This window comes from Alistipes shahii WAL 8301, from assembly GCF_025145845.1.
In the GTDB taxonomy this organism is placed as follows: domain Bacteria; phylum Bacteroidota; class Bacteroidia; order Bacteroidales; family Rikenellaceae; genus Alistipes; species Alistipes shahii.
On sequence record NZ_CP102253.1, the window covers coordinates 2,127,412 to 2,146,345 of the forward strand.

Annotated in this window: 14 protein-coding genes; 7 read left to right on the top strand and 7 right to left on the bottom strand. The window is 56.7% G+C overall.

The genetic code is table 11. From position 1 onward, the window contains the following. Positions 1 to 317: 317 nt before the first annotated feature. The 7 genes from NQ492_RS09050 to NQ492_RS09080 all read left to right on the top strand — a co-directional run bounded on the left by NQ492_RS09050 (position 318) and on the right by NQ492_RS09080 (position 8,380). Entirely contained in the window at positions 318 to 1,421 is a 1,104-nt protein-coding gene (locus tag NQ492_RS09050) for a DUF4434 domain-containing protein (protein WP_015546451.1), read from the top strand. Between the two features lie 7 nt (positions 1,422 to 1,428). Further along, a complete protein-coding gene (locus tag NQ492_RS09055) occupies positions 1,429 to 2,823 on the top strand; it encodes a sugar porter family MFS transporter (protein WP_015546450.1) in 1,395 nt (464 codons plus the stop codon). A 58-nt stretch (positions 2,824 to 2,881) separates the two neighbouring features. Next, positions 2,882 to 4,048, top strand: coding sequence for a n-acyl-d-glucosamine 2-epimerase (locus NQ492_RS09060; RefSeq protein WP_157359516.1), 1,167 nt, complete (start codon positions 2,882 to 2,884; stop codon positions 4,046 to 4,048). Positions 4,049 to 4,123: 75 nt separating this feature from the next. Then, positions 4,124 to 5,929, top strand: coding sequence for an FAD-dependent oxidoreductase (locus NQ492_RS09065; protein WP_015546449.1), 1,806 nt, complete (start codon positions 4,124 to 4,126; stop codon positions 5,927 to 5,929). Between the two features lie 11 nt (positions 5,930 to 5,940). Beyond that, entirely contained in the window at positions 5,941 to 6,576 is a 636-nt protein-coding gene (locus tag NQ492_RS09070; RefSeq protein WP_015546448.1) for a GDSL-type esterase/lipase family protein, read from the top strand. Positions 6,577 to 6,583: 7 nt separating this feature from the next. Beyond that, positions 6,584 to 7,669 carry an SGNH/GDSL hydrolase family protein gene (locus NQ492_RS09075; protein WP_015546447.1) on the top strand — a complete coding sequence of 362 codons (1,086 nt, stop codon included), beginning with the start codon at positions 6,584 to 6,586 and terminating at the stop codon, positions 7,667 to 7,669. Positions 7,670 to 7,681: 12 nt separating this feature from the next. Then, a complete protein-coding gene (locus NQ492_RS09080) occupies positions 7,682 to 8,380 on the top strand; it encodes an SGNH/GDSL hydrolase family protein (protein ID WP_015546446.1) in 699 nt (232 codons plus the stop codon). Between the two features lie 86 nt (positions 8,381 to 8,466). On the opposite strand, the gene NQ492_RS09085 is transcribed toward NQ492_RS09080, so the two are convergent. From NQ492_RS09085 to NQ492_RS09115, 7 genes are all read right to left on the bottom strand, one after another. Then, on the bottom strand, positions 8,467 to 9,726 hold the full coding sequence (locus NQ492_RS09085; RefSeq protein WP_015546445.1) for a hypothetical protein: 1,260 nt from the start codon (positions 9,724 to 9,726) through the stop codon (positions 8,467 to 8,469). Between the two features lie 23 nt (positions 9,727 to 9,749). After that, positions 9,750 to 11,495 (bottom strand): DUF4855 domain-containing protein, encoded by a 1,746-nt coding sequence (locus NQ492_RS09090; protein ID WP_231839870.1) that lies wholly within the window; start codon positions 11,493 to 11,495, stop codon positions 9,750 to 9,752. 51 nt (positions 11,496 to 11,546) lie between these two features. Then, positions 11,547 to 13,019, bottom strand: coding sequence for a DUF4855 domain-containing protein (locus NQ492_RS09095; protein ID WP_231839869.1), 1,473 nt, complete (start codon positions 13,017 to 13,019; stop codon positions 11,547 to 11,549). A gap of 15 nt (positions 13,020 to 13,034) precedes the next feature. Continuing rightward, positions 13,035 to 14,216, bottom strand: coding sequence for a DUF4855 domain-containing protein (locus tag NQ492_RS09100; protein WP_015546442.1), 1,182 nt, complete (start codon positions 14,214 to 14,216; stop codon positions 13,035 to 13,037). Between the two features lie 49 nt (positions 14,217 to 14,265). Beyond that, positions 14,266 to 15,456 (bottom strand): DUF4855 domain-containing protein, encoded by a 1,191-nt coding sequence (locus NQ492_RS09105; protein WP_231839868.1) that lies wholly within the window; start codon positions 15,454 to 15,456, stop codon positions 14,266 to 14,268. A gap of 88 nt (positions 15,457 to 15,544) precedes the next feature. After that, the gene (locus NQ492_RS09110) at positions 15,545 to 16,942 is read right to left on the bottom strand and encodes a BT_3987 domain-containing protein (RefSeq protein ID WP_083810183.1); all 1,398 of its coding nucleotides are present in this window, start codon (positions 16,940 to 16,942) and stop codon (positions 15,545 to 15,547) included. A gap of 17 nt (positions 16,943 to 16,959) precedes the next feature. Beyond that, positions 16,960 to 18,930, bottom strand: coding sequence for a RagB/SusD family nutrient uptake outer membrane protein (locus tag NQ492_RS09115; RefSeq protein WP_044054088.1), 1,971 nt, complete (start codon positions 18,928 to 18,930; stop codon positions 16,960 to 16,962). Positions 18,931 to 18,934: the final 4 nt, after the last annotated feature.

The following is an 18,934-nucleotide window of genomic DNA, read 5'->3' on the forward strand; positions in this document are numbered from 1 at the left end:
CTGTACCCGGGACGGCTTTTCGGCTGTCCCGGTTTTTTATCGCGATCGCACCTGCACCTGCACCTGCGCAGGCGCGGAGCGGACCGGTATCGCCGATCGGGACCGGCAAAATCGGCTGACGGAAGTCGGTATGCGCACCGGTTTTTCTTAGGATGACACGCCGAACTCCGGTTGCCGGTGCTAAACGTATTTATTTTTGCTCGATCGTGAATTTTAAAGGCAAAAGGTTGCTTCATTGTAAATAAATTAATTATATTTGCATTGTAGAGTGATAAAATTTACTTTATTTTGAGTGTGTGATAAAATTGGAACCCAATATGAAAACCTCGACCCGCAGGAATTTCCTGAAAAAAATTGCCATTACTGCCGCCTCAGCGGTTGCCGTACCTGGGCTGGTCAAGGCGTCTGAAAACCTCGGAACCGCAGAGGCCGAATCGGCGGAGGCGTTCCCGGGCCCGGGCGGTCTGATTGTCCCCAAAGGGAACGGATTACAGATTTCGGGAACATTCCTGGATGAGATTTCCCACGATATTCCCCACCAGAACTGGGGCGAGAAGGAGTGGGACGCCGACTTCCGCTACATGAAAGCCGTCGGCATCGATACCGTGATCCTGATTCGCTCGGGATACCGCAAGTTCATCACCTATCCGTCGCCCCACCTGCTCGGGCAGGGATGCTATATGCCCTCGGTCGACCTGGTCGATATGTACCTGCGTCTGGCCCAGAAATATGGTATGAAATTCTATTTCGGCCTCTACGACTCGGGCCGGTACTGGGACACGGGCGACATGTCGAGTGAAGTCGAGCATAATAAATACGTCATCGACGAGGTCTGGAGGATGTACGGTGAAAAGTATCGGAGTTTCGGCGGCTGGTATCTGAGCGGCGAGATCAGCCGCAGTACCAAAGGCGCTATCGGGGCGTTTCGTGCCATGGGCAATCAGTGCAAAGCGGTTTCCGGCGGACTGCCGACCTTCATTTCCCCGTGGATCGACGGCAAGAAAGCCGTTATGGCGAGCGGCAGCCAACTGACCAAGGAACAGGCGGTGTCGGTCGAGCAGCACGAGAAGGAGTGGAGCGAGATTTTCGACGGGATTCACGACGTGGTCGATGCCTGCGCCTTTCAGGACGGACACATCGACTACGACGAACTGGACGCTTTCTTCTCCGTCAACAAGAAGATGGCCGATAAATACGGTATGCAGTGCTGGACCAACGCCGAGTCGTTCGACCGCGATATGCCGATCAAATTCCTGCCGATCAAATTCGACAAACTGCGCATGAAACTCGAAGCGGCCAAGCGCGCCGGGTACGACAAGGCGATCACCTTCGAGTTCTCGCACTTCATGAGTCCGCAGTCGGCCTATTTGCAGGCCGGACACCTCTATGACCGTTACAAAGAGTACTTCAATATCAGGTAGCCTTACTATGAAATCACAGACAAACACAGGCTACGTTGCGTTCCTCTCGGTCGTAGCCGCTATCGGCGGAATCCTGTTCGGATACGATACCGCAGTCATTTCGGGAACCGTGACCGGGGTTTCGGCCCAATTCGGACTCGACGCCATGCAGCAGGGATGGTTCGTCGGCTGTGCGCTCGTCGGTTCGATCGGCGGCGTTGCGGTGGCCGGCATCCTCAGCGACCGTTTCGGCCGCAGGATGACGATGCTTATCTCGGCCGTATTCTTTACCGTATCGGGCATCGGCTGCGCCCTGAGTCCCGATTTCACGCAGTTGGTCATTTACCGCATCATCGGCGGGGTGGGTATCGGCGTCGTGTCGATCGTCTCGCCGATGTACATCTCGGAGGTCGCCGTAGCGCGCTGGCGCGGTACGCTCGTGTCGCTCTACCAATTGGCCATCACGATCGGATTCCTGGGAGCCTATCTGGTCAATTTCCTGATCCTCCGATCGGCCGAAACGGCCGTCTATTCATCCGCCCTGATGCAGAAAATCCTGGTAACGGAGATGTGGCGCGGCATGTTGGGAAGCGAAACGCTTCCGGCGCTTCTCTTCTTCATCGTCATCTTCTTTATCCCTGAAAGTCCGCGCTGGCTCGTGCTGCGCAACTGCGACGCACGGGCCCATACCGTTTTGGAGCGTATCTACCGCTCTTCGGAAGTCGCCTCGGCGGAGATCGCGGCCGTGCGCGCCGCTGGATCGCAGCAGACAAAGTCGGAATGGCGTATGCTGTTCGCTCCGGGTATCCGCAAGGCGGTTCTGATCGGCGTGTTTATTGCTGTGCTGGGGCAGTTCATGGGGGTCAATGCGGTGCTCTACTATGGTCCGACGATTTTTGAGAACGCCGGCCTTTCGAGCGGGGACTCGCTTTTTTCGCAGATACTCGTGGGGATGGTCAATATGCTGACTACGGTTCTGGCACTGGTGATTATCGACCGTGTGGGGCGCAAAAGTTTGGTATACTGGGGCGTGTCGGGCATGATCCTGTCGCTGGTCTGCATCGGGCTCTACTTCTTGTGGGGAGCGGCATGGGGTGTGTCCAGTACGTTCCTGCTGATCTTCTTCCTGGCCTACATCTTCTGCTGCGCGGTGTCGATCTGCGCCGTAATCTGGGTGCTGCTTTCGGAGATGTATCCCACCCGCATCCGCGGGCTGGCGATGTCGATCGCCGGACTCGCCCTGTGGATCGGCACTTACCTGATCGGCCAGTTGACGCCGTGGATGCTCGAAAACCTCACCCCCGCAGGTACGTTCTTCCTCTTCGCCGCCATGTGCGTTCCTTATATCCTGATTATCTGGAAGGCCGTTCCCGAAACCACGGGGCGCTCGCTCGAAGAGATCGAAAAGTACTGGCAGAAATAGTTTACCAATGTTTTCATCGCGGTTTTAACAACCTCGAAATTAACCGAATAGTAATATGATGAATTTTCAAGAATTAGCCGATCAATATAAGTCGGAGTTGCTGGACAGTGTGTTGCCCTTTTGGCTCGAGCACTCGCAGGATGAACAGTACGGCGGTTATTTCACCTGCCTCGATCGTGACGGAAGCGTCTACGACACGGATAAATTCATCTGGCTGCAGGGCCGTGAGGTGTGGATGTTCTCGATGCTTTACAACCAGGTGGAACAACGCAAGGAGTGGCTGGACTGTGCGGTTCAGGGCGGCGAGTTTCTCCGGAAATACGGGCATGACGGCGATTACAACTGGTACTTCTCGCTCACGCGCGACGGACAGCCGATCGTCGATCCCTACAACATCTTCTCCTATACCTTCGCCACGATGGCTTTTGCGCAGTTGGCCAAAGCGTCCGGCAACGAAGAGTACGCCCTGATTGCCAGGAAGACCTTCGACCGGGTGCTTGAAAAACGCTCGAATCCCAAGGGTAAATGGAGCAAGGGCCACCCCGGCACGCGTCCGATGAAGGACTTTGCGCTGCCGATGATCCTGTGCAACCTCTCGCTCGAAATCGAGCACCTGATCGATCCGAAGCTCATCGACCAGATTGTCGAAACCTGTCTGCACGAGGTGCTGGACGTGTTTTATCAACCCGACCTGGGGCTGATCGTCGAGAATGTCTCGGCGGCGGACAATTCGCTGGTGGACTCGTTCGAGGGGCGTTCGATCAATCCCGGACACTCGCTCGAAGCCATGTGGTTCATTATGGACCTGGGTAAGCGGCTCAACCGTCCCGAACTGATCGACAAAGCCGTGAAGATCGCGTTGTCGACCATCGAATACGGCTGGGACAAGGAGTACGGCGGCATCTTCTACTTCATGGACCGGCTGGGCCATCCCCAGCAGCAGCTCGAATGGGACCAGAAACTGTGGTGGGTGCATATCGAGTCGGCGATCACGATGATCAAAGGCTACCGGATGACGGGCAACGAAGCGTGCCTGGCCTGGTTCGGGAAACTGCACGAATATATGTGGACGCACTTCAAAGATTCCGAATACCCCGAATGGTTCGGCTACCTGAACCGCCGCGGCGAGGTGCTGCTTCCGCTCAAGGGCGGCAAATGGAAGGGATGCTTCCACGTCCCGCGCGGCATGTACCAGATATGGCAAATTCTGGAACAGTGCGAGTAGGCGGGCCTGTATACAAATTCAATTCACTCGCGGCCCGAACCTGAGCCGCGAGTTTCATTCGTAAAAGTCAAAAGCATGAAACGTACAGGATTCCTTCTCGCGGCCGTATTGGTCGTAACCGTCGCTTTCGCACTGTCGGCAGCCGCCAAAACCACCCGTCGGGTGGTCGATGTCCTGATTATCGGCGGTACGACATCCGGCACGACAGCGGCCGTTGCCGCGGCGCGGCAGGGGGTGACGACGCTCGTCGTCGAATCCACGCCGATGCTCGGCGGAATGTTTACGGCGCAGGGCGTTCCGGCCGTCGACGGCAATGCCAATCTGCCTTCGGGCTTGTGGAATGAATTCCGCGAGGCGCTCCGGGCCCATTACGGAGGAGCCCCGGCTCTGGCTACCGGATGGGTGAGCAATACGCTCTTCGAACCCCATGTCGCCGACAGTATTTTCAAAGCCATGGCTGCGGCCGAACCGGCGTTGTCGGTCGAGTATGGATTCCGCCCCGTGAAGGTATTCAGGCGCGGCCGTAAAGTCTCCGGGGCGCGGTTCGTCGACAAAGCCGGCAACAGGCTGGAGGTTTCGGCCGAAGTCACCGTCGACGCCACCGACCTGGGCGACGCGCTTCCCCTGAGCGGTACGCCTTACCGGTTGGGAATGGATTCGCGCAGCCTGACGGGCGAGTCGCTGGCCCCGGAGAAGGCCCGCAATATCGTACAGGACCTGACGGTCACTGCGATTCTCAAGGACTACGGCCCCGGGACCGACAGGACGATCCCGCGCCCCGAGGGCTACGATCCCGCGGAGTTCTCCGGTTGTAATGCGACGGCTGTCGGCGATCCGATTCCGCCCGAAATGGTGATTACCTACGGTCGCCTGCCCAACGGCAAGTACATGATCAACTGGCCGACCAAGGGCAACGACATCTACCTCAATGTCGTCGAACTGCCGTATGAACGGCGCGAAGCCGCGTTGCGTCCGGCGCGTGAAAAGACGCTGCGTTTCATTTATTACATCCAGACCGAACTGGGATACCGCAACCTGGGTATCGCCGACGACGAATTCGACACTCCCGACGGACTGGCCTATCTGCCTTACCATCGCGAGGGACGCCGGGCGGAAGGGGTCGTCATGCTGACTTTCGACGACGTGATGGCACGTTACGACCGGCCTGCGCCGCTTTACCGGACGGGTATTTCGGTAGGCGACTACCCGGTGGACCATCACCACAAATGCCGTCCCGACGTTCCCGGCATCGCATTCCTGCCCGTGCCGTCGTTTTGTGTTCCGGCGGGAGTGATGATTCCGGCCCGAACCGACAATCTTATCGTTTCGGACAAAGCGATCTCGGTCTCGAACCTGATCAACGGGTCGACGCGCGTGCAGCCCGTCGTCATGCTTACCGGACAGGCCGCGGGGACGCTGGCGGCCCTTGCGGTCAAGGCCGGCTGTACGCCCCGCGAAGTCCCCGTACGGCGGCTTCAGGCTGCCTTGCTGGCCCAGAAAGCTTATCTTCAGCCGCTCTATGACGTGAAGCCCGACGATCCGGATTTCGGGTTGTTGCAGCGTATCGCTTCCACGGGCATCCTGCGCATGACGGGCGAACCCTACCAGTGGGCGAATCGTTCGTGGTTTTACCCCGAGCGGACGGTATCGGTCGGGGAATTTACGCTGGGGTTGCACGACTATGCCCCGCAGATCGCGGTCGAGGACGACCCGGCGCCCCTCACGGCGGCTTCAGCGGCTGACCTGCTCCGCAGGGCCGGCGGACGGATTGCCCCGAGCGCCGATACGACGCCACTGACCCGGCGCGAAGCGGCCCGCATGGTCGACGAGGCGCTGCATCCGTTCGAGCGGGACATCGATTTTGAAGGAAATCTCAAATAAACCATCCGATCATGAAAAAAATGATTTTTTTACTGCTGGCCGCCCTGCTGACGACAGCCGTTTCTGCCCAGGACTACTACACGACCAAGCGCAATGTCGAGGAACTCGTGCCCGTAACACGCCGTAATATCGTCATGCTCGGCAACAGCCTCACCGAACGCGGATTCTGGTCCGAGTATTTCCCGGATAAGCGGGTGCTCAACCGCGGTATCGGCGGAGACCGTATCGTCGGGATGCTTGCCCGCCTCGACCCCATCGTCGGAGGGCAGCCGCGCGCCATCTTTATTATGGCAGGAGTGAACGATCTGGTGTTTACGGATATCAGCAACGAAGACCTGCTCGGGCAGTATGAGCGGATGCTCGACATTATTGCGGACAAATCTCCCCGCACGAAGGTTTACATCCAGAGCGCACTGCCCGTCGACGAGTCGCGCGGCGAATCGCTCAAAGGCAAGAATGTCCGTATCGCCGAGTTCAACGCCCTGCTGCAAAAGGCCGCAGCAGCGCGCGGATTGCAATACATCGATATTTGGAGCAGCATGGCCGAGAACGGACAACTGCCCGAAAAATACCATTTCGACGGGATTCACCTCAAGGCCGACGGTTATAAAGTCTGGATCGACAAGATTCGTCCGTACGTAAAATAATCCGGCTATGAAAGTCCTGTTCTTTGCTGTCGCGCTGTTCCTGTCGGCCGGGGCCGGTGCGGCCGGCGGCGGGCCGCGTTCCTGCCGGGCGGATTCGGAGCTGGTCCGCTTTGTAGGGCGTGCCGCCGGAGACGCCGCCGGCAGCCTGTCGTTCGATTGGAGCGGCAGCCATTTTTCGTTCCGTTTCGACGGTACGGCTTGCTCGATGCGCGCTTCGGACACCGGGTGTAACTACTACAATGTCTTCGTCGATGGTAAGTTCTATGGCACGGTGACGGTCGAGGGCGGGGCCTCTGTCATCCCGCTTGTCGGAAAACTCCGCCGCGGACCGCACACCGTGACGGTTCAGAAGCGGACCGAAGCCGAGCAGGGGCGAACGACGCTCTACGCGATAGAGACCGACGGCAGGCTGCTGGCGCCGCCGCCCGCACCGGGGAGGTTGATCGAGTTTATCGGCGACTCGCATACCTGCGGTTACGGAACCGAGGGGCTGTCGCCCCGCGAGCCGTTTACGCCCCGGACCGAGAATTGCGACCTGGCTTGGGCCTGCATTACGGCCCGCTACTTCGATGCGGATTACGTGCTGATCGCTCATTCGGGACGGGGGATCGTGCGCAATTGGGGCGATCCGAAAGCGGCTTCGGAGATAACCATGACCGACCGCATGATGCGTACGTTCGACGAGGTCGCCGATTCCCGATGGGATTTTCAGGGCTATAAACCCGATATTGTGGTCATCAAGCTGGGAACCAACGATCTGAGTGCGGACATCGTGCCTTCGGAGCGTGTGTTCGGGAAGGCTTTCCGGCGCATGTGCGGCAATTTGCGTGAAAAATACGGCGACGTGCCGATCCTCTACGTCGTGCCGCAGGGCGCCGGGCCGTTTTACGATTTCGCCCGAACGATTATCAAGGGATTGAACGATAAGAACCTGCATTGTATCCTGCAATTCGACGAGATTCACGACATGGATGCAGATCTGGGAGCGGGCTATCACCCCAACTACCGCGGACACCGCAAAATAGCCGCGGCGGTAATTCCCTACATCGCAACGATCACCGGTTGGGAGATGCCGCTGCGGGCAATCGAATAAAATCAGCATAAGATGAAAAAACTATTGACTGTCGTTGCCGTACTTGCCGGCATTGCGATCTGCGCCGATGCGCATGCCCAGAATGACTGGGCCGGTTTTAGCAGGTTCGAACAGGCGAACCGGGAACAGCCTTCCGCGCCGAAAGCGGTTTTCATGGGCAATTCGATCACCGAGGGCTGGATCGGCAAACACCCCGGGTTCTTTTCTTCGAACGGTTATGTGAGCCGCGGCATCAGCGGCCAGACGACTTCGCAGATGCTCGTGCGCTTCCGGGCCGATGTCATCGACCTGCATCCGCAGGTCGTGGTGATCTGCGGAGGTACGAACGACATTGCCCAGAATAACGGCTATATCTCGCTGCCGCACATTTTCGGCAACATCGTTTCGATGGTCGAACTGGCGCGGGCGAACGGCATCGCTCCCATTCTCTGTTCGCTGCTGCCTGCCCGGGATTTCGGCTGGCACAAGGGGCTGGAGCCCGCTCCGAAGATCATCGAACTGAACCGGATGATTCGTGCCTATGCCGCGCAGGAGAAGATTCCCTATGTCGATTACCACACGCCGATGGCCGAGCCGGACGGGGGAATGATCGCCGCCTATACCGGCGACGGCGTTCACCCCACGGAGGCAGGTTACGATGTAATGGAGGCGATCGTGCAGCCGGTGATCGGCGCTGCGCTCAAACACACGGGATCCAAGCGTCATAAATAGCCTGCGGGCCGGTATCTGCACAAAAAAAGAGGTCGACGATTGCCGTCGACCTCTTTCTTTGGCTGTTCCCGGTAGGGGGCGCTCGGTCACTTGCAGAACGACAGGACGCATCCGCCGGCCTTATCGGCCGAAATCCGGAGCTTCCCGGCTCCGCCGGGCGTGATGCGGATTCCCCCGTTCGGGCCGATCGTTTCGTACTTCTCCGGGTCGAGGTAAGAAGGCAGCGTTATGCTTTTTTCACACGCTCTTTTGGTGTCGATGAAGACCGCCGGATATCCGTTCACCGCTCCTTCGTAGCACAGCATGTCGCCGTCGTCGGCAATCGGCGCTGCGAACCAGGTGTAAACGCCGCGCCAGTCGATCGCATCGCCGTTTTGGATCGGTTTGTTCGAAATCAGCTTGTGGTAACTTTTGCCGTAGGATGCACAGATGAACATCACGTCGGCATCTGCCAGCCAGCTATGGTCGCCCAACCCGTCCGGCAACAGATATGCCGACTGGTAAGCCTTTGCATTTTTCTCCACGAATCGTCGGAAATCGGGGTAGTCGGCTTTGGTGAATGACGATTCCCCGGCTGCGGGAGGGGGTGTCCAGCCGCTGTAAGCCCCGCCCGGCGTGGCGAAATGGGTCTTGTTCGCGAACATCGACTGCATGCCGTAGTAAATCGCTATCGTCACCGGATTTTTGCAGCAGAAATCGTGGCGTACCGTCACGTCGATGTTGTTGCGGAAGATCCGGTAGGTTGCGAACTCGTGGCACAGCTCATCGCGCAGTTCCTCCTCGTTATCGGCGTTTTTGTACGGATGCGTCGGGTCGAGAATCACGTTTTCCGCCTCGATCGTTATTCCCTGCCGGCTCCATACGGCCTTGTCGCCTTCGAGGGGCTGCCCGTCCACCGTTACGCTGAAACTCTTGTTGTAGGCCGTCCGGGCCGTACGCTCCATGTATTTGTGGTTCGCTCCGCACCAGCCGCCGCCCTGGATATTGAACGGGCCGATATTGTCGCTGTAAGCCAGGTTGAGCACCTCGGCGGGTTCGCTTTCCGGGCGGGTCGTGGGCGTCCGGTCCGTATTGGGAAGGGTTCCCACGCGGTAGAAGGTATAGACTTCGTTGAACAGGCAGCGCTTGAACCAGTAGAGGATATCCGTCGAAGCGTCCATTTTGGCCGAAATGTAGAGGTTGTCGCCCTGGCGCTTGACGTACATCATCTCGGAATAGGGGCGTTTGCCGTCGTCGGCATTGCCGCCGTTGCCGCCGTTCTCTTCGCCGGAACCTTTGTCGGCGCAGGCGGACGCAGGCAGGAGCAGACAGCAGATCAGCAGGCGGCGTAAAATTCGGTGTCTCATTTTTTTTCGTTTTTGGCGTGGTGTCACCGGACGAGCCTGAGGAACAGGTCGGGACGGTCGGTGGTGATGAAATCGAACCCGTTTTCGATCACCCACAACATTTCGACAGGATTGTTCACCGTCCAGACGTTCGAAGCCATTTTCAGCCATTTGATCGAATGGAGCCATGTCGGATTGTTCTGGAAAACCCAGTAGTTGAAATCGCATCCCGTCATCCCCATTTTTTTCAGGTCTTCGGGCAGCGTGCCGCCGCCCAGGTACATGATCGGGGTTTTGGCCGGGGCCACGCGCACCAACTCTTTCAGCGCATGGAACGAGAACGAAATATAGGTTACGCGCTTTGTAAGTCCGTATTTGCCGATCATCTCCACGATCTTGCGGACCGCTTCGGCGTCGGCTTCGGGCGTAGCGTGGGGCTTGACCTCCAGTACCAGTTCGAGTTTCGTTTTCCGGGCGGCCTGCAGGTACTGTTCCAGCGTGGGGATTTTCTCGCCGTTCGCCAATTCGAGCGTCGTCAGTACGGTCGAGGGATTTTTCTCCATCTCATAGCTGCCGTGTTTGTCGTCGTGGTGGATTACCAGTTTGCCGTCCGCAGCCATCCAGACATCGAACTCCGCACCGTAGGCGCCCAGTTTGTCGGCGTTTAACAGCGAGGAAACGGAGTTCTCCGCCGAACCGTCGGTATGCCAGAATCCGCGGTGGGCCACCACGCGGGTTTTGTTTTTGACGGGCAATCCGTATTTCATTACCTGGCGCGTATAGATGATACGGGCCAGCCGGTCCATGATGACCTTGTCTTTGTGTTCGTTCGACTCGAAAAGCGTCAGTACGCCGCGGTTGCCGCAGTAGTAGGCTACGGCCGATGCGTTGAAGACATCGTTCTTTTCGAACCGGTCGATATAGGCCAGCATCCGGTCATAGAACGTATCGGGGGCGGCAATGGTAGCCCGCTCGTCGAATTCGAACTCCATCGCCATGCCGTTTTTGCGGGCGACGGCGCAGGCTTCGTCCAGGCGGCTGTCGGGGATCGACTTGTTGAAGAAGTGGTTGGGCTGCTGATAAGCCACGTCGAATCCCAGGCGTTTCCAGTCCTCGTGGCCTTTGGCCTGCCAGTAGGGAATCCAGTAAAAAAGTTTCTTCTGCGCGTGGATATATTCGCTGAGCGGGACGGTCAGGTCGCCGCAATGGTTGGTGTCTTCGGCGACCCAATAGAAGCCCGAGAGTTCCAGGTGTTTGTACCCGGCTTTTTTGAACCGCGCGATCAGTTGGTCGATATACCATTTGGTTGCGGCGATCTGGTCTTCGTCTTTCGAGAAGTCCATCCTGCGGCCATCCAGTTCGCCCCAGTCTTTCTGGTCGCGCACGGCTTCGGGAAGTCCCAGCACGACCTTATGCCTGAACGCCGGTTTGCCGATCTCTGCGATCTGCTCGCCGATGCATCGGTCCAGCGCGGAAAGCGACTTGCCCTCGTCGAAGATGCGGTCCAGGAGCCACTCCCATTCGGGTTTGCGGGCAAATTCTTTCTCATACCCGACGGTGTAGCAGCGGCCCGTGCCGTTTTTGAATTCGAGGAACAGGAATCCGTCGAAAAGCCAATGTTTCGAACCGTCGAGGAATCGGTGTACGACGTAGGGGCGGAATTCGTCGACCGTCCAGTCCAGCCGGTGTTTCCCGCCCTGATAGATCAGCGCGAGGTCCTGAATGTCGGTCGTCTGGTAGTTTTGTGCGGCGGCAGTTCCGGAACTTCCGGCAAACAGTACCAAGCACACGGAAAATGCAAAGTATTTAAAGGCTTTCATAACAATATTGAACGTTGAATTTTATTTCCGCAGCGGATTCCCGGTCACGAACTGACAGAATTCGTGGTAGAGTTCCTTGTCCTTCTCTGCCGGAGACGCCCACAGGTCGTAGAACCCGTTGGTTCCGTGGTAGTAACTCAGCGGCTGTTTGCCGTAGATTCCCTCCGATTTGGCGTTGGATATATATTCCCGGAAGCGTTTTTTGTACACGTCGCAGTTGGGTTTTCCTTCCAGCAGCGCTTCGTCGAATTCGAATTCCATCGCCAGATTATTGGCTTTGATATCGGAAAAGAAGCGGGGAAGAGGGTGCTCGTTTTTATCGTCCCAGAAATGGTTGGGCTGCATGTAGGCGTAGTTGATACCGAAATCGGTCCACTTGTTATATCCTGAAGCCCGGTTGTAGGGAATCCAGCAGAGACATTCGTTGAGCGAGTTGAGGTATTCGGCAATAGGCGGAATAATCTCGTCCGACCGCTTCAGTTCATTGTTCCAGCCGTAGCTCGGCGTGGTGAGATCCTCCGAAATAATGTAGAACCCGGCCAGTTCGACATACTGGTAATTTGTTTCATTGAATTTCTTGCGCACCTGGTCGATATACCACTTGTAAACCGCTGTGCGGTCTTGGGCATTTGCAAAATTCATTGTGCGGCCGTTCAGTTCGCCCCAGTAGACCGTCGATGCGGATTCGTCGGCGTACTCCCTGTAAATGATCGGATCGGGCATGATCATGACGACTTTGCGTTTGGACGGCGGCGTTCCCATGCGTTGTGCGGCCTCTTTCACGGCCTCTTCGAGTGCATTTATACCGTTGTCCTTGTCGAACCAGTAGTCGATCAGCTCCTGCCATTGGGGCTTTGCCGCCGAAGTGAGTTTCAATCCCACCATATAGGAGTAGGGCTTGCTGTCGATGCTGCTGGTTACCTGGAACTCGATGGCCAGGAAACTGTCGAACAGCCAGTGCTCCTTTCCCTGCTTGTCGGTATAGGTGACGAACGGTGCGAACCGCTGCTTATCCCACCGGTAAGGCGTTCGGTGCGAACTGCCTCCGTAGCATAGCACCAGGTCCGAAAAGGAGAGGATTCCGCCGCGGCTCTGTTCCCAGGCGTACATCGTGGGGTCTGTCGCTTCGGTGGTGAATTTAACGGATTGCAGGGTTCCGAAGTCGCCTTTGTCGTTGCAGGCTACGGCGAAGACCGTGTAGGTCGTGAGTTTCGACAGCCCGTCGATTACGATCCTGTTGCCGGTGTAGGTTTTACCCTCGTCGAAGACCTGCCGGGCCGTCCGTGAGGATTCGTCGTTGGTCGCCGCGCACAGGATGCGGTAGTGCGAGGCGTTCACACTCTCTACGCGCAGAGTCACCGATGAGGCCGATGAGGTCAGTATCTTCATGCTCATCGCGGGCTGCAAACCCTCGTCCTCGCCGCTTTTGCCGTTGCTGCAACAGATGAATGAGACGCAGCACAGGAGCATTGTTATGAATCTTGTGGTTGTCATGCCGGTATCCGATTTTTATTTCCGCAATGGGTTTCCGATCACGAACTGACAGAATTCGTGGTAGAGTTCCTTGTCCTTCTCTGCCGGGGACGCCCACAGGTCGTAGAACCCGTTGGTCCCGTGATAGTAGCTCAGCGGCTGTTTGCCGTAGATTCCCTCCGATTTGGCGTTGGACATATATTCCCGGAAGCGTTTTTTGTACACGTCGCAGTTGGGTTTCCCTTCCAGCAGCGCTTCGTCGAATTCGAATTCCATTGCAAGGTCGTGCGCCTTGATATCGGAGAAGAACCGGGGAAGAGGCCGTTCGCCCTTGTCGTCCCAGAAATGGTTGGGCTGCATATAGGCGTAGTCGACGCCTACCTGTTTCCACCGTTTGTATCCCCCGGCGCGGTTGTAGGGAATCCAGCAGAGGCATTCGTTGAGGGCATGCAGGTACTCCGCAACCGGAGGAACAACCTCCTCCGACCGCTTCAGCTCGTGGTTCCAGCCGTCCTCGACCGCCGGCGATACGACGATCTCTTCCGAAATGATGTAGAACCCGGCCAGTTCGACGTATTGGTAGTTCGCTTCGTCGAATTTCCGGCGTACCTGGTCGATGAACCATTTGCAGGCGTCTACGCGGTCTTTGCCGACCGAAAAGTCCAGCTCCCGGCCGTTCAGTTCGCCCCAGTAGACCGTCGATTCGTTCGTCTTGTCGTACAGTCTGTATATGACCGGATTGGGGAAGCTGAAAATCACTTTGCGTTTGGACGGCGGCGTTCCCATGCGTTGCGCAGCCTCTTTCACGGCCTCTTCGAGCGCATTTATACCGTTGTCCTTGTCGAACCAGTAGTCGATCAGCTCCTGCCATTGGGGTTTCCCGGCCGAAGTGTAGCCCCGGTGTCCGACTTCGTAGGCATAGGTATATCCCAACTGGAATTCGAGACAAAGGAAACTGTCGAACAGCCAATGTTCCTTTCCCTGTTTGTCGGTATAGGCGACGAACGGCGCAAACCGCTGTTCATCCCACCTGTAAGGCGTCCGGTGCGTACTGCCTCCGTAGCACAGCACCAGGTCCGAAAAGGAGAGTATCCCGTTGCGGTCCTGCTCCCAGGCATACATCGCGGGGTCCGCCGCTTCGGTGGTGGCTTGGCGGGTTTGCTGCGCTCCGAAGGCGCTCTTGCTGCAACAGAAGAATGAAACGCAGCACAGGAACATCGTTAAAAATCGTTGGGTCGTCATTGTGTATTTTGTCGTTATTGGGTTTTTATTTCGGTTGTTGCCGCAGCGGATTCCCGATCACGAACCGGCAGAGTTCGTGGTAGAGTTCCCGGTCTACCTCGTCTGGGGATGCCCACAGGTCGTAGAATCCGTTGGTCCCGTGGTAATAGGCGAATGGCTTGGTCCCGTATATGTTCCGCTTTTTTGCATATTCCATGTAGCTGCGGAACCGCTTCCGGAAGGCTTCGCTTCCCTCCCGGGCGTGGAGCAGCGTAGGCTCGAACTCCAACTCCATCGCCATGTCGTATTGCGCGATCTGGTCGAAGATTTTCTCCATGTCGTGCTCTGCTTTCCAGTAGTAGTTGGGTTGCAGATAAGCCTGGTCGAATCCGAATGTCGGCCACACGTCGTAGCCGCGCGAACCGTAATACGGAATCCAGTTGAAACTGTAATTCAGGCGGTGAAGGTAGTCGGCGACGTGCGGCAGCAGAATGTCCGAACGTGTCAGGAAGTAACTGTACGCCGTATCCTGCGGCCGGGTTACGATCTCGCGCAGCCAGTAAAAACCGGCCAGTTCGACATATCGGTAATTTCCGGCTGCAAATGCGGCACGCACCCGGTCGATATACCATTTGCAGGCGGCGAGGCGGTCCTCGTTTTTGCTGAAATCGAGCCGGCGGCCGTCCAGTTCGCCCCAATAGGTCGTCGAAGAGGTCGTGTCGATGTAGTGTTCGTAGATCACCGGATCCGGGAGGACCATGATCACGCGGCGTTTGGCCGGGGCATTGCCCAACCGTCCTGTGGCCTCTTTTACGGCTTTATCCAGTGCATCCACACCGTTTCCCGGCCTGAAATAGTAATCGATCAGTTCCTGCCACTGCGCTTTTCCGGCTGAGACGCCCGTGTCGCGAAGTTGGCCTGTTTCAAACGCATATCGGGCATTGTCGGGGCGGTTGGTGTCCTGGAATTCCAGGAAAATGAATCCGTCGAAAAGCCAGTGTTCCCGGCCTGCCGGATCGGTGTAGGTGACCAGCGGCGCCAACCGGGCCTGATCCCATAAATAAGGAGTCCGGTGGTGGCTGCCACCATAACACAAAATGGCGTCGGTCGTAGTCGCAAGGCTTTTCCGAGCCTCTTCCCACGGATAGCGTTTAACAACGCGCGTGCCGGTGCACGATGTCGCCAGGAACCCCATCGCCACAGCCAATACCAGTGCAACGAAATATAACTTACGCAAAATGAGTCGTGTTTCATGTTGTACGAATTAATCCCGCTGTGAAATTTTTTCAGACTCACAACGGGATTAATTTATTGAAAATCAGTCGTTAGAAGCCTATGCCCTGAACGTCGGCCAATTTACCGCGTCCATTCAGATAATCGCCCGTTTGCGGATTCTCTGGTTTTAGGATTATGAACTTCAGGTAACGACCGGCGATCATCGTCTTAACTGGATAATCATAAGTCTCGATCGTGCCGGTCCAGCCTTTGAAATCGCGCTTCCCGTCGGCGACGAGTGTCCACTGCGTACTTGCCCCGTTATACTTGTCTGCTATGTAGATTTCGTATTCGCGGTAGTTGCCCTGGTGAGTCGTATAGTCGCTGATCAGGAACTTGGTAAACACGCGGGCCTTGCCCATATCTACGACAAAGGTCATCGGGAATGAGATGGGGCCGTTGTCCCACGAGGAGATCCATTCGCCGCCGGCGGTCAATATGCCGTCGAACAATTTGTTCGCAGTATATCCTAATGCCCATGCAGGAGCGTTAGGATCCTTGCCATAGCAGTTGTTTTCACCCTCGAGTAACGTCCATGGGCCTTTCACATCTCTGTTGAAAGATACGGGCACGTACATGACGGAGCGGCTGATGCCGATGGCCTCGTTCGACAGCGACTTGATGCGTACGGGTACGAGATACTGATTATCGTCGACCGCCTTGAGTTCGTTGCCGTTGAACAATTTTTCGGAGAGAATCTGGAGGCTGAACGCCGTCGAAGATTTGCCGGCCTCGAGCTGTGACGATGTCGCGGCCAGCGAAACCAGGTCTGCGGGAGCGGCCTTGTAGTCGGTTCCGTTCGCGTCGTTATAAGCGGTGATCAGGCTGTTGTCGATTTCGTAGTCGACGGTAATATCCATCACCGAGATCGGGTTGTCGATGGTGACGGGGCCTTCGTAAACCGCGGTTTCGCGCGAAGCGGCCGGGCTGAACACGGGCGCTACATCCGCTTCCATGCCCAGGTGCGACCATGCCATGCTGACGATCATTACCTTGCGGGCTTCGGGAACCTCCAGCGCGTTGTTGTCGACGGATAATTCGATTGCGACGGCATAGTTTCCTTCTCCGAGCGAATTGATGTTCTCGTCGTCCCAGGTTACCTTAACCGTCTTGCGGATATCCTTTTCGGAGAACTTGATCGCCGGAGAGAATGTCACGTAGTTTGCCGGCAGGGCCTTGTAGTCCGTGCCGTTGGCCGTATTGTACGCTTCGAGCGCAGCTTCCGAAACCTCCAGCCGCGCCGTAGCGCCGGTTTGTCCCTTGCCGCTCTTAATGACGGTCAGATCACATTCTTCATTATACAGGGCTACATTGATAAGCTGGTTGTCTGTCGCGAGAAATGAGATCGTATCGTCTACCATGTAGTTGTTGCGCTCATCCTTGCAGGCGACCATGGCGGTCGATGCGATCAGGGCTGCAAACAACAGTTTCCACATATTTATTTTCATATCACATCAAGCGTTAGTTAAAATCCGTAATTCTGGGTCATATTGGTCATCTCGGCCAACTGAGCGGCACCGATGGGATACAGATAGTCCTTGTCCTGGAAAACATAGGTGCTGATTCTGAGCTCGTTGTTCACGCGCTGGTAAGAATCCTCGTAGTTTGTCGCAGTCAGGTGCAGCGTCCAGGGAGTGCCCGGGTATTCGTCCTTGGCGATCATCCAGCGGCAGGCGTCGTAGTGACGTTTTGCTTCCAGTCCGAATTCGACCATGCGCTCTTTCTGGATACACCAGCGCAGCAATTCTTTGTTGCCCTTGATTTCGGGGTATGCCTCCTCGATATCCTTCAGTCCGACCCGGTTGCGTACCTTGTTCAGGTAAAGGAGGGCTGCGGTTTCGTCGCGCTGCGGTTTCTCGTTGCAGGCCTCGGCGTAGTTCAGGTAGACCTCGGCCAGGCGGAATGCGGGATACACGTACTTGATTGCTTTGTACATGTCGTATTCGTCGTTGAGCGAATAGTCGGGTTTCAGCAGCCGGCGCCAGGTATAACCCAGGCGGTTGGCGTCCGAAGTGGCGGAATACCTCGACGTGCACTCCGCGTTGTCATAGCAGGTGAACCGGTTCGGGAACGTCTTGTTAGGCCAGTAGAATCCGTTGGGGACCAGGCAGGCGTAGAAGCGCGGATCGCGTCCGACGCAACTGTTGTGCGCCTTGAAAGCGGGGGCCCAGTCGGCGTCGGCCGGCTGCTTGTAGTTTTCGGTGAATCCCGTTGCCTGGTATCCCGATTGGGGATCGACGATCGGTTTCGACAGGTCGTTCTGGCCCTGGTAGCCGGTAACCGGGTAACGTCCGGTTTCCCACATGGGATAGGTGTCGATCAGCTTGAGCGACGGGGCGATGCCGCCGTATCCGCCGCGGACACCCAGTGTTTCCAGTGCGTTGGGCGGCATGGCCGGGCCGATCTGCCCGCCGGTGGGGCCGAAGTATTCGTAACCCTTGGTCGTCCGGAACCACCATCCCCAGATCGTTTCGCTGTTCCAGTTGTCGAACATGACTTTCTGATACGATGCAACGCCTTTCTTGAACGGATCGGTCTGTGTATTGTCCTCGCACAGGCTGTACATGCCCAGGTCGATCACATCCCATGCTGCCTGTGCCGCAGCTTCCCATTTGGTGTCGTCTTTGGTCTGCGGAAAGAGGAATTCGCCGCGCATGTTCTTCATCTTGCCGACATAGAGGTCGCAGCCGTTGTAGAGCGGCGATGCGGCGAAGAGCAGGACGCGTGCTTTCAGGGCCAGTGCAGCTCCCCGCGTAACGCGTCCGACAAAACTTGCCTCCGGTTCTCCGATATCGGACATCCGCAGCGGCAGGTCGTTCTTGATTGCGTCCAACTCGCCGACGATGAAATCGATATTCTGGTCCACCGTCATGCGGTCGATCGTCGAACCCATGATAGTTTCGTCCGGCATCTGGTCGCCCCAGATGTAAACCGGACCGAACTGACGGAACAGGCAGAAGTAGTAGAATGCACGCAGGAACCGGGCTTCGGCCTTCATGGCCTTGATTTTATCGGGGCTCTCGCCTTTGTTTAGATCGACGTATTTGAGGAACGTCGAACACTGGTTGATCGCCACGTAGTTCTTTCTCCAGAAGTTGTAGTAAGCCGCGTCGGCTGTTACCAGGTCGCCTCCGGTCCCGTTGACCGTACCGCTGCTGTAACTGCCGGTTTTGATCTGAAGGTAGTTCACCCACTGGAAGAACGAGTACTGGGCTTCGTCGGAGCGCGGAACTACCCAACCCTCGCTGCCTACGATCTCTTCCTCCATCGGAATGTAGGAGTAGATATGGGCGAGATACTTTTTGGTGCCGTTTGTCGTGCTGAATATATCCTCGATATTGGGCTGGTCGTCCAGTTTTACGTCGAAATACGATTCACAGGAGGTCGATGCCAGGGAAAATACCAGGATAGCACACAATATTCGCATTTGTTTCATAATA

Bases quoted from the DNA above. Each gene is read 5' to 3' on its own strand.
- NQ492_RS09050 (WP_015546451.1), top strand. From the start codon at position 318: ATGAAAACCTCGACCCGCAGGAATTTCCTGAAAAAAATTGCCATTACT.
- NQ492_RS09055 (WP_015546450.1), top strand. From the start codon at position 1,429: ATGAAATCACAGACAAACACAGGCTACGTTGCGTTCCTCTCGGTCGTA.
- NQ492_RS09060 (WP_157359516.1), top strand. From the start codon at position 2,882: ATGAATTTTCAAGAATTAGCCGATCAATATAAGTCGGAGTTGCTGGAC.
- NQ492_RS09065 (WP_015546449.1), top strand. From the start codon at position 4,124: ATGAAACGTACAGGATTCCTTCTCGCGGCCGTATTGGTCGTAACCGTC.
- NQ492_RS09070 (WP_015546448.1), top strand. From the start codon at position 5,941: ATGAAAAAAATGATTTTTTTACTGCTGGCCGCCCTGCTGACGACAGCC.
- NQ492_RS09075 (WP_015546447.1), top strand. From the start codon at position 6,584: ATGAAAGTCCTGTTCTTTGCTGTCGCGCTGTTCCTGTCGGCCGGGGCC.
- NQ492_RS09080 (WP_015546446.1), top strand. From the start codon at position 7,682: ATGAAAAAACTATTGACTGTCGTTGCCGTACTTGCCGGCATTGCGATC.
- NQ492_RS09085 (WP_015546445.1), bottom strand. From the start codon at position 9,726: ATGAGACACCGAATTTTACGCCGCCTGCTGATCTGCTGTCTGCTCCTG.
- NQ492_RS09095 (WP_231839869.1), bottom strand. From the start codon at position 13,019: ATGACAACCACAAGATTCATAACAATGCTCCTGTGCTGCGTCTCATTC.
- NQ492_RS09100 (WP_015546442.1), bottom strand. From the start codon at position 14,216: ATGTTCCTGTGCTGCGTTTCATTCTTCTGTTGCAGCAAGAGCGCCTTC.
- NQ492_RS09110 (WP_083810183.1), bottom strand. From the start codon at position 16,942: ATGAAAATAAATATGTGGAAACTGTTGTTTGCAGCCCTGATCGCATCG.
- NQ492_RS09115 (WP_044054088.1), bottom strand. From the start codon at position 18,930: ATGAAACAAATGCGAATATTGTGTGCTATCCTGGTATTTTCCCTGGCA.